Source organism: Pedobacter sp. (assembly GCF_045628745.1).
GTDB lineage: Bacteria > Bacteroidota > Bacteroidia > Sphingobacteriales > Sphingobacteriaceae > Pedobacter.
This window is the reverse complement of sequence record NZ_JAZQPU010000496.1, coordinates 1-9284: the sequence shown is the minus strand read 5'-3', so window position 1 is coordinate 9284 and position 9284 is coordinate 1. Positions and strand designations below refer to the sequence as shown.

Sequence of the window (9284 nt, the reverse complement as noted above, 5' to 3'; positions counted from 1 at the left end):
ACGATCATTAAATGGACATCCAAAGGTTTGGCAGCATGCTCTTTTACAGCATCCATCACAGGGAAGCCAAAAGAAATATTAGGCACAAAAACACCATCCATTACATCCACATGAAACCAGTCGGCTTCACTAGCATTAATCATTTCTACATCACGCTGCAGGTTTCCAAAATCAGCAGCTAAAATAGAGGGGGCAATTATATGTTTCATTCGTGTCTTGTTAATTTAATAGGAGTAATCAGGAGGCTGAGCTTATTGAGCATTTAGGCCTCCTTGCTTTTCATCAAGTAAAGATAAGAAAAGTTCTAAACCAAAAAACCCCGCTATTGCGGGGCTTTTCGTTATTTATAAAATGCAGCAGTTTACGAAGCAGCACCTTCAGGTTTCGACGGACGAGGCATTAAAGCTTTTCTTGAAAGCTTCATTTTACCTTGTTTATCTACATCCAATAATTTAACAGTTACTTTTTCACCTTCTTTGAATACACCGTCCATTGTTTCTAAACGCGTCCAGTCTACTTCAGAGATGTGTAATAAACCATCTTTACCTGGCATAATCTCTACAAAAGCACCAAATGGCATGATAGATTTAACTTTACCTTCATAAGTTGCACCAATTTCTGGTTTAGCAGCGATGGCGTTGATACGTGCAACAGCAGCATCAATTGCAGCTTTATTATCAGCAAAGATTTCAACGATACCTTTGTTACCAACCTCTTCGATAGAGATGGAAGCGCCAGTTTCACGTTGCATTTCCTGAATAATTTTACCGCCGGGTCCAATTACAGCACCGATAAATTCTTTATCAATAGATAGAGAAACAATACGTGGAGCATGCTCTTTGTAATCTTCACGTGGAGCTTCTAACGTTTTCTTCATTTCGTTTAAGATGTGCAGACGCGCATCTTTAGCTTGTAATAAAGCAGCAGTTAAAACTTCCCATTTCAGACCATTGATTTTTAAGTCCATTTGGCAGGCAACAATACCTTTTTCAGTACCAGTAACTTTAAAGTCCATATCTCCCAAGTGATCTTCATCACCTAAGATATCAGAAAGGATAGCATATTTACCAGTTTTCTCATCAGTAATTAAACCCATTGCAATACCTGAAACAGGAGATTTGATTTTAATACCAGCATCCATTAATGCTAAAGTACCAGCACAAACTGTAGCCATTGATGAAGAACCATTAGATTCCAGGATATCAGAAACGATACGGATGGTATAAGGATTTTCTTCTAATCCAGGTAACACTCTTTTTAGGGAACGCATAGCCAAATTACCATGACCAATTTCACGACGACCAGCACCTCTGTTCGGGCGAACCTCACCAGTAGAGAAACCAGGGAAATTGTAGTGTAATAAGAACTTGTTGTATCCATTCACAAAAGCACCATCAATCATTTGCTCATCATCTTTAGAACCTAAAGTAACGGTAGTTAATGATTGCGTTTCACCACGAGTGAAAACTGCTGAACCATGCGCAGAAGGCAGGTATCCAACTTCACTCCAGATAGGGCGAACCGTACGAACATCACGACCATCTAAACGAATTCCTTCGTCAAGAACAAGGTTTCTGATGGCATCGTATTGTACATCGTGGAAATATTTTTTAGACAAGAAGCCAGTCACGTCATCAACGTTTTCACCTAAAGAAGCGATGAAATCCATTAATATCTGACCGAACTGATTGCCACGCTCGTGCTTAGCGGTATTGCTTTTAGCAATAGCATAAACTTTATCATAAGTAGCAGCATAAACCTGCTCTTTTAATTCAGGGTTGCTGTCTTCATGAGAATAAGTACGCTTAACGGTTTTACCAACCAATTCAGCTAATTCTTTTTGAACATTAACCTGGATCACGATAGCTTTGTGCGCAAATTCAATCGCTTCTACCATTTCAGCTTCAGAGATTTCATCAGCTTCACCTTCTACCATTACGATATCTTTTTCAGTACCTGCAACTAATAAATCAATTGTAGCACGTTCAAGATCGCTTAAGTAAGGGTTAATTACAAATTTACCATCAATTCTAGCAACACGTACTTCAGATATTGGTCCGTTAAAAGGAATATCAGAAACCGCGATAGCAGCTGAAGCCGCTAAACCTGCTAAACAGTCTGGAGTTATATTTTTATCAGATGAAATGAGAGAGATCATTACCTGCGTATCAGAATGATAATCTTCAGGGAACATTGGACGTAATGCACGGTCAACCAAACGAGAAATTAAAACTTCATAGTCTGATAATCTTGCCTCACGACGTAAGAAACCTCCGGGAATACGGCCTGCAGCAGCATATTTCTCCTGGTAATCTACAGATAAAGGTAAAAAGTCAACACCTGATTTTGCACCTACCGTAGAAACTACCGTAGCTAACAACATCGTGTCACCCATTTTAACTACAACAGCACCATCAGCTTGTTTAGCCAATTTACCTGTCTCGATTTCAATTATTCTTCCATCACCCAGGTCGAACGATTTTTTTATTACATTCATTTAAAACTTGTTATGGTGTGTTTTCCTCTTTCTACACACCGGATTTATGTGGTTAATATACTTCAAAGTAAAAAAGCCATTCCCTTAAGAATGGCTTTCTATGACAAAAGTGCAATTATTTAATGATATCTCTTAACTGTAAAGCTTTGATGATAGCACGGTAGCGACTAATATCTTTTTTAAATAAGTAAGCCAAAATACCGCGGCGTTTACCTACTAGTTTTTGAAGTGCCAATTGCGTAGAGAAATCTTTACGATTTTTCTTTAAGTGACCTGTTAAGTGCGCAATACGGTATGTAAATAACGCTACTTGACCTTCTGCAGAACCAGTGTTGGTTTCTACTTCGCCGTGTTGTTGAAAGATTTCGGCTTTCTTTTCTTTACTTAAATACATTCTTGAATGATACTAAAGTGTGTATGGATTAATTAATTAGGGGCAAAGATACTGTAAGTTTTTAAACATTACCAATAATCTTTACTATCAATTTTCTGTTACTTTTGTAAAAAAGCATTTATGGAAAAGAACCAATATAGCATATTTGAGAGTGAATTAAAGGTAAGGCCGGATGATATAGATATGTTTAACCACGTTCATAACAGCAAATATTTCGATTATGTATTATCTGCAAGATACGATCAAATGGAGCAGTTCTATAAAATGCCAATGGAAGAGTTTCTAAAAAGTGGCTTTGGATGGGTCGTAAGGACGGCTTACGTTGATTTTAAGCGACCGATGATTCTTGGCGATATCGCATTTGTACGCACCGGTATTTTAACGATCAATGAAAAAGGATGTCGTGTACAGTTTGAAATTGAGATTAAACGCAGTGGTAAAATAGCCGCCGATGGGTGGTTTGATTATGTAATGATCGATATCAGCAATGGCAAAGGCACCAAAGTTACCCCTGCAATGATTGAAAAATATAGCATTTAACAGATTGCTTTCCTAAATTAAAGCTTGTATGACAAAGGTCTTCAAAATGATTTCTTTCATCAAAGAAGCCGTGAAAGGCGAAGAACAGGACTTTACCCAAGGCAGCATCAGCAAAGCGGTGATGTTGTTGGCTATCCCCATGATGTTGGAGATGGCCCTTGAATCTGTGTTTGCCCTGGTAGACCTTTATTTTGTGGGGCATTTACCCAACAGCAGTCACGCCATTCAGACCGTTGGCTTAACAGAATCAGTGCTGACCATCATTTATTCACTGGCCATAGGCATGAGCATGGCTACCACAGCTGTGGTAGCCAGAAGAATTGGCGAAAAAGATCCGAAAGCGGCAGCAAAGGCTGGTGCCCAGGCCATTCTCATCGCCGTAGTCATCAACATCATCATCAGTATTGCCGGTTTTATATTTGCCAGGGATATCCTGTTACTAATGGGAGCCTCAGAAGAAACTGCCGATCAGGGCACTCCCTTTACTAAAATTACGATGGCTTCTAGTATGGTCATTATGCTGCTTTTTTTAATCAACGGAATTTTCCGTGGTGCGGGCAATGCAGCCATTGCCATGAAAAGTTTGTGGCTTGCCAACATTGCCAACATCATCCTCTGCCCTATTTTAATCAATGGTTTAGGCCCCATACCAGCTTTTGGCTTAACAGGCGCTGCCATGGCCACCACTATTGGCAGAAGCATAGGCGTTATTTACCAAGTCTATCATCTATATAGTGGAGCTGGAATTGTTAAAATAAAATTGAACTATTTCAGACCTCAGCTTGAACAAATCAAAGCCTTGTTAAAAATTGCTACACCCGGTATGTTTCAATTCATCATTGCTTCCTGCAGTTGGATTTTTCTGGCACAACTGGTCGCCACCACTGGAGGCGATAGCGGTTCTGCAGGTTACCAGACTGCCCTAAGGCTCATGATGTTTTTTATGCTGCCCGCCTGGGGTATGAGTAATGCTGCAGCAACGTTGGTTGGTCAAAATTTAGGTGCTGTACAAGTAGACCGTGCCCGCTTATCCGTTCTAAAAACTGTTAAATATAACGTCATCTATATGGCTTCCGTAATGCTGCTTACCTTTATTGGCGGCAAATACTTCATTGCATTTTTCACCAACGACATCCTGGTGCAGGAAATAGCCTTAAAAGCCTTATATATTTTGAGCCTGGGGTATATTTTTTATGGAATAGAGATGGTGCTGGTGAGCACGTTTAATGGGGCCGGCGATACGCAAACCCCAACATGGGTTAACTTTTTCGGCTTCTGGGTTTTTCAGATTCCCTTTGCCTATTTATTAGCCGATTATTTTGAATTTGGACCAACAGGCGTATTTATAGCAATACCTGTATCAGAAACAGGTATCGCTATAGTTGCTTATTTTCTATTTGTCAAAGGAAGATGGAAAACCATTAAAGTTTAACCGATGGTCTCTCTGATTAACTTGGTATAAAAATCATTTAATTTCATGCCCATTGCAGCAACCTGCTGAGGGATAAAACTAGTTGCCGTTTGACCGGGGATGGTGTTGATTTCAATAAAATAAAAATCATCAGTACCACTTTGCAGGATAAAATCGATGCGCACTACCCCGCGGCAATTTAGCTTTTGATAAACTGCAGTGGCAATTTTAGCAACGCGAGCATTGACTTCAGCATTCAGCGGAGCAGGTGTAGTTTCTTTAGCAACGCCTGGTGTGTATTTAGCTTCAAAATCAAAGAAATCTTTAGCGGTTTCCACTTCCGTAATTGGCAGTACAGTAATTTTACCATCCAGCTTTACCACGCCAACAGTAAATTCACGTCCGCTGATGAACTCTTCAATTAAAATCTGGTCATCCTCTTTAAAAGCTTTGTCCAATGCTTTCTGTAAATCTGAAGGATGCGTAACCTTGCTCATTCCAATGCTGCTTCCGCCATTATTAGGTTTAATGAAATAAGGAATCTTCAAATCTTTTTTAATCTGCTCCTGGTTATAATTGCCTTCTTTAAAAATCTGAACAGATTTGGCAACATTTAAAAGCTCAATATCCTGCACAATAGCCTTGGTATAGCCCTTGTTCATGGTAATGGCAGACGTCATGGCATCACAGGTAGTATAAGGCAACTGCAGCATATCAAAATAGCCCTGCAACTTACCATCCTCACCGGGCGAACCGTGGATAGCGATAAAAACACCATCAAACATGATTTTTTTGCCTTTCAGCTGTAATGAAAAATCATTTCTGTCTACCTCCACTTTCATGGAATCTGCAGGTTCATAAAACCAACCCTGGTGGGTCAGCATAATTTTGTAAACATCAAACTTATCAGTATCAAGATTTTGCGCGATGGTAGCTGCACTTTTAACGGATATCACTTTTTCACCTGTCGTTCCTCCAGTAAGTAAGGCTATAGTTTTCTTCATTCCTTATGAGTTTATTTTTAATGATGATGAAGCTTCACACCTCCTTAATCATTGTTATTGTAAGATTTTCTTAAAGCCAAAAATATAAATTAGTAAGACAGATGTTATTTAAATTCCGATAAAATATTTTTTTAGTCTATTTTTGAGCCCATGAGCAAGTTCCTATCTTATCTAAAGACTAAATCTTTTAGAAATAATCTCTTTGCCGCAATCTTTACGGTCATCGCTATACTATTCATTGCTTTTTTCAGCCTACGCTACTATACCAAACATGGTCAGGGTTTAAATGTACCCGCATTAAAAGGACTTCAGTTTACACAGGCAGTAGAAAAATTAGAGGCTCTGGGTTTGCGTTATGAAGTAGATTCTGTTTATATGATGGATCAGCCACCGGGTATGGTGATTGACCAGGACCCCAATGCACAAACCTTCGTTAAAGACAATAGAACCATTTACCTGACCATCAATACATCTCAGGCACCAAATGTGAAGTTTCCAGATATAGAATTCAAGTCTCTTCGGGAAGTTCAATCCCTTTTAGAGGGTTTTGGTCTGAAAGTTGGTGATACAAGTTACAAAGCAGATGTGAGCAGAGATGTAGTATTAGAAGCTTCCTTTGGCGGAAACGCGATTAAGGCAGGAGATATTTTACCAAAAGGATCTAGGATTGACCTTGTTTTAGGCGATGGTTTCGGAAATGAAGAAGTTGACATCCCCAACCTAATTGGGTTAACAAGAGATGAAGCACGTTTTTCTTTAAAAGGATCTAATCTTAACCTTGGACAAATTACCTATCTGGGAGAAATTACTGATAGTGCCAATGCCGTTATTATCATGCAAACCCCTATGCAATCAGATACACTAACGCAAGTAAAAAAGGGGACACTTGTGGACGTTATATTATCTAATCAACCATATCAGCCTGTTATACCAAATGATTAACGAAAGAAAAAGTCTAAAAAAATCAACAAAAATAGCCATCATAGGTGTACTCCTCTTATTATTAGTAGGTATATTTATTGGTTTTAAATTCTATAAAACATATTTCGCACCTAACGTAACAGATTCAGAGAAATACATGTATGTCAAAACTGGCGCACATTTAGAAGATGTATTTGAGGAAGTTAAAACGAAGAAGATCTTAAGAGATATTGGCAGTTTTAGTGAAGCTGCAGTAAAGATGGATTTAGGGCAAAGCATTAAACCCGGCCGTTACAAATTATCCGTAGGGATGACTAACCGTCGTTTGATCAATATGATTAAAGCAGGAAACCAGGAGCCCGTAAACCTGAAGTTCCAAAACATCAGGCGCAAAGAAGAGTTTTCAGGCTATCTTTCCAAAAGTCTGGAGCCAGATTCGCTAGCTTTCATCCATTTACTAGACTCTGCAGACTTTTTAGAGAAGCAAGGCTTTACCAAGGAGAACATCTATACCATGTTTATTCCAAATACCTATGAAATGTATTGGAATACCAGCACTACAGAGTTTTTCTATAAAATGAAAATCGAATACGACAAGTTCTGGAATGCAGATCGTAAAAAGAAAGCCGAAGCATTAAACCTCAGCCCTATTGAAGTAAGTATTTTAGCCTCTATAGTAGATGCCGAAGCAATTTATAATAATGAGATGCCTATTATTGCCGGACTTTACCTTAACCGCCTAAAAAAAGGAATTTTATTACAAGCAGATCCAACAGTTATTTTTGCTAACGGAGATTTTACGGTGAAAAGAGTAACTTATGATTTGCTGAAAAAAGAATCTAAGTACAATACCTATAAATATGCAGGTTTGCCTCCTGGACCGATCATGATGCCCAGCATTAAGGCCATAGATGCAGTTTTGAATAAAAACGACAACAATTACATCTACATGTGTGCCAAGGAAGATTTTTCTGGCTATCATAATTTCGCTGAAACGAAACAAGAGCATGAAGCCAATGCAAAGAAATATAGGGATGCCTTAAACTCGCGCAAAATTTTTAGATAATCAATGTATATACACGAAACAACAATCAGAGTAAGATATAGTGAGACGGACCAGATGGGTTACGTATATAATGGCAATTATGCCCAATATTATGAGGTAGGCCGAGTAGAGATGTTAAGAAGCCTTGGCATGAGTTACCAGGATATGGAAAATACAGGTGTGATGATGCCTTTGCTGGAATTGAAATCAAAGTTCATCAAGCCTGCGCTTTATGATCAGATTTTAACCATCAAAACCACCGTAAAGCAACTTCCAGGCGTTAGGATTCATTTTGACTATGAGCTGTTTAACGAAGCAGAAGAACTCATCAACATCGGCCACACCATATTGGTTTTCTTTGACATGGAGAAGAAAAAGCCTTGTCACCCACCTGAAAATTTTATGTCGCGAATAGCCCAATATTTTAACTAAATTAGGTTATGGATTGGATACATGAGCAATTATTAAAGCTGAGGTTATATTCTTTGTTCATAGACTGGACAAAAGTTTATATTCTACCCGGCTTCAGTCCATTACCCTTATATACGGTAGTTGCCTTTTTCTTAAAAGAAATCCAAAAAGATTCTCTGTTAAATAAAGCATCTTCGCTGGCCTATAACTTCATGCTAGCTATCTTCCCGGCCATCATCGTTTTATTTTCGCTGATTCCTTTTTTACCGAATGGCTTCCAGGATCAACTGATGCAGATTATAGCGCTGATTTTACCTCATAAAGCTTTCGATGCTTTTGAAAGCACCATTACAGAAATTGTGAAGATCCAAAACGGGAAGTTATTATCTTTTGGTATCCTCTTCGCACTGGTGTTCGCCACCAATGGCATTGACAACTTAATGATGGCTTTCAACAAATCTTCCTTAATCATGGAAACCCGTTCATGGGTAAAAAGAAGAGTAATTGCCTTGATCTTAACGCTTGTGGTGCTCTTTTCTATTATCGTATGCATTGGTGCCATGACCGTAGGAGAATTTGCCTTAAAATACATTAATTCAGGCTTAGGCATTAAAGGAAACTTTGTGTACTACATTATTCAACTTACCCGCTGGGCTTTGTTAGGCATTCTCTATTTTATGACCATCTCCGTGCTTTATCGTTATGGTCCATCACATTCCAAGAAGTGGCGTTTATTTAGTGCCGGTTCCTGGTTAGCCACCATCCTTGCTTTTCTCAGTATCTGGGGATTTTCTTTTTACATCAATAATTTCGGCTCTTACAATAAATTATATGGCTCTATCGGCACACTAATCGTCATTATGATCTGGCTTTACCTTAATTCTCTCATTTTATTGATCGGTTTTGAGTTAAATGCGAGTGTAGACCTCACCAAAAGAAGCGTAAAAATCATTCGACCGAACTTCAATGTTTTCAAAAAGCCCAGCTTGCCAGAGGAAAAACTTAAACATTAGAAAGTTTTCTGCCTCTGTGCTAACGCCTTAGCCCTTTTTAGCTAAAAA

At 38.7% G+C, this 9284-nt stretch carries 9 protein-coding genes and 1 pseudogene; 6 read left to right on the top strand and 4 right to left on the bottom strand.

Annotated features, from left to right (window positions below; genetic code table 11):
* The 3 genes and pseudogenes from ACR2F7_RS18140 to rpsO form a co-directional block, all read right to left on the bottom strand.
* Positions 1-209: pseudogene (locus tag ACR2F7_RS18140) on the bottom strand (ribulose-phosphate 3-epimerase); the annotation flags it as partial.
* Between the two features lie 152 nt (positions 210-361).
* Complete coding sequence (gene pnp / locus ACR2F7_RS18135) at positions 362-2497, bottom strand: polyribonucleotide nucleotidyltransferase (protein WP_432714944.1); 2136 nt, start codon at positions 2495-2497, stop codon at positions 362-364.
* A gap of 115 nt (positions 2498-2612) precedes the next feature.
* Positions 2613-2891 carry a 30S ribosomal protein S15 gene (rpsO, locus tag ACR2F7_RS18130; protein ID WP_432714943.1) on the bottom strand — a complete coding sequence of 93 codons (279 nt, stop codon included), beginning with the start codon at positions 2889-2891 and terminating at the stop codon, positions 2613-2615.
* A gap of 120 nt (positions 2892-3011) precedes the next feature.
* Here rpsO and ACR2F7_RS18125 point away from each other — a divergent pair, with 120 nt between their 5' ends.
* Both ACR2F7_RS18125 and ACR2F7_RS18120 read left to right on the top strand, forming a co-directional pair.
* A complete protein-coding gene (locus ACR2F7_RS18125) occupies positions 3012-3431 on the top strand; it encodes an acyl-CoA thioesterase (RefSeq protein WP_432714942.1) in 420 nt (139 codons plus the stop codon).
* Between the two features lie 28 nt (positions 3432-3459).
* Positions 3460-4863: an MATE family efflux transporter gene (locus ACR2F7_RS18120; protein ID WP_432714941.1), complete on the top strand. Its 1404-nt coding sequence runs from the start codon at positions 3460-3462 to the stop codon at positions 4861-4863.
* Here the strand turns inward: ACR2F7_RS18120 and ACR2F7_RS18115 are convergent.
* Positions 4860-5846 (bottom strand): D-alanine--D-alanine ligase, encoded by a 987-nt coding sequence (locus ACR2F7_RS18115; RefSeq protein WP_432714940.1) that lies wholly within the window; start codon positions 5844-5846, stop codon positions 4860-4862. The two genes, ACR2F7_RS18120 and ACR2F7_RS18115, sit on opposite strands and share 4 nt — an antisense overlap.
* 150 nt (positions 5847-5996) lie before the next feature.
* Here ACR2F7_RS18115 and ACR2F7_RS18110 point away from each other — a divergent pair, with 150 nt between their 5' ends.
* The 4 genes from ACR2F7_RS18110 to ACR2F7_RS18095 are packed head-to-tail and all read left to right on the top strand — an operon-like array spanning position 5997 to position 9236.
* The gene (locus ACR2F7_RS18110) at positions 5997-6788 is read left to right on the top strand and encodes a PASTA domain-containing protein (RefSeq protein ID WP_432714939.1); all 792 of its coding nucleotides are present in this window, start codon (positions 5997-5999) and stop codon (positions 6786-6788) included.
* On the top strand, positions 6781-7833 hold the full coding sequence (gene mltG / locus ACR2F7_RS18105) for an endolytic transglycosylase MltG (RefSeq protein WP_432714938.1): 1053 nt from the start codon (positions 6781-6783) through the stop codon (positions 7831-7833). The genes ACR2F7_RS18110 and mltG overlap by 8 nt, the downstream gene beginning before the upstream one ends.
* Positions 7834-7836: 3 nt before the next feature.
* Positions 7837-8244, top strand: a complete 408-nt coding sequence (locus ACR2F7_RS18100) for an acyl-CoA thioesterase (RefSeq protein ID WP_432714937.1) — start codon at positions 7837-7839, stop codon at positions 8242-8244.
* A gap of 8 nt (positions 8245-8252) precedes the next feature.
* Positions 8253-9236, top strand: a complete 984-nt coding sequence (locus ACR2F7_RS18095) for a YihY/virulence factor BrkB family protein (protein ID WP_432714936.1) — start codon at positions 8253-8255, stop codon at positions 9234-9236.
* Positions 9237-9284: the final 48 nt, after the last annotated feature.

Bases quoted from the DNA above. Each gene is read 5' to 3' on its own strand.
- pnp (WP_432714944.1), bottom strand. From the start codon at position 2,497: ATGAATGTAATAAAAAAATCGTTCGACCTGGGTGATGGAAGAATAATT.
- rpsO (WP_432714943.1), bottom strand. From the start codon at position 2,891: ATGTATTTAAGTAAAGAAAAGAAAGCCGAAATCTTTCAACAACACGGC.
- ACR2F7_RS18125 (WP_432714942.1), top strand. From the start codon at position 3,012: ATGGAAAAGAACCAATATAGCATATTTGAGAGTGAATTAAAGGTAAGG.
- ACR2F7_RS18120 (WP_432714941.1), top strand. From the start codon at position 3,460: ATGACAAAGGTCTTCAAAATGATTTCTTTCATCAAAGAAGCCGTGAAA.
- ACR2F7_RS18115 (WP_432714940.1), bottom strand. From the start codon at position 5,846: ATGAAGAAAACTATAGCCTTACTTACTGGAGGAACGACAGGTGAAAAA.
- ACR2F7_RS18110 (WP_432714939.1), top strand. From the start codon at position 5,997: ATGAGCAAGTTCCTATCTTATCTAAAGACTAAATCTTTTAGAAATAAT.
- mltG (WP_432714938.1), top strand. From the start codon at position 6,781: ATGATTAACGAAAGAAAAAGTCTAAAAAAATCAACAAAAATAGCCATC.
- ACR2F7_RS18100 (WP_432714937.1), top strand. From the start codon at position 7,837: ATGTATATACACGAAACAACAATCAGAGTAAGATATAGTGAGACGGAC.
- ACR2F7_RS18095 (WP_432714936.1), top strand. From the start codon at position 8,253: ATGGATTGGATACATGAGCAATTATTAAAGCTGAGGTTATATTCTTTG.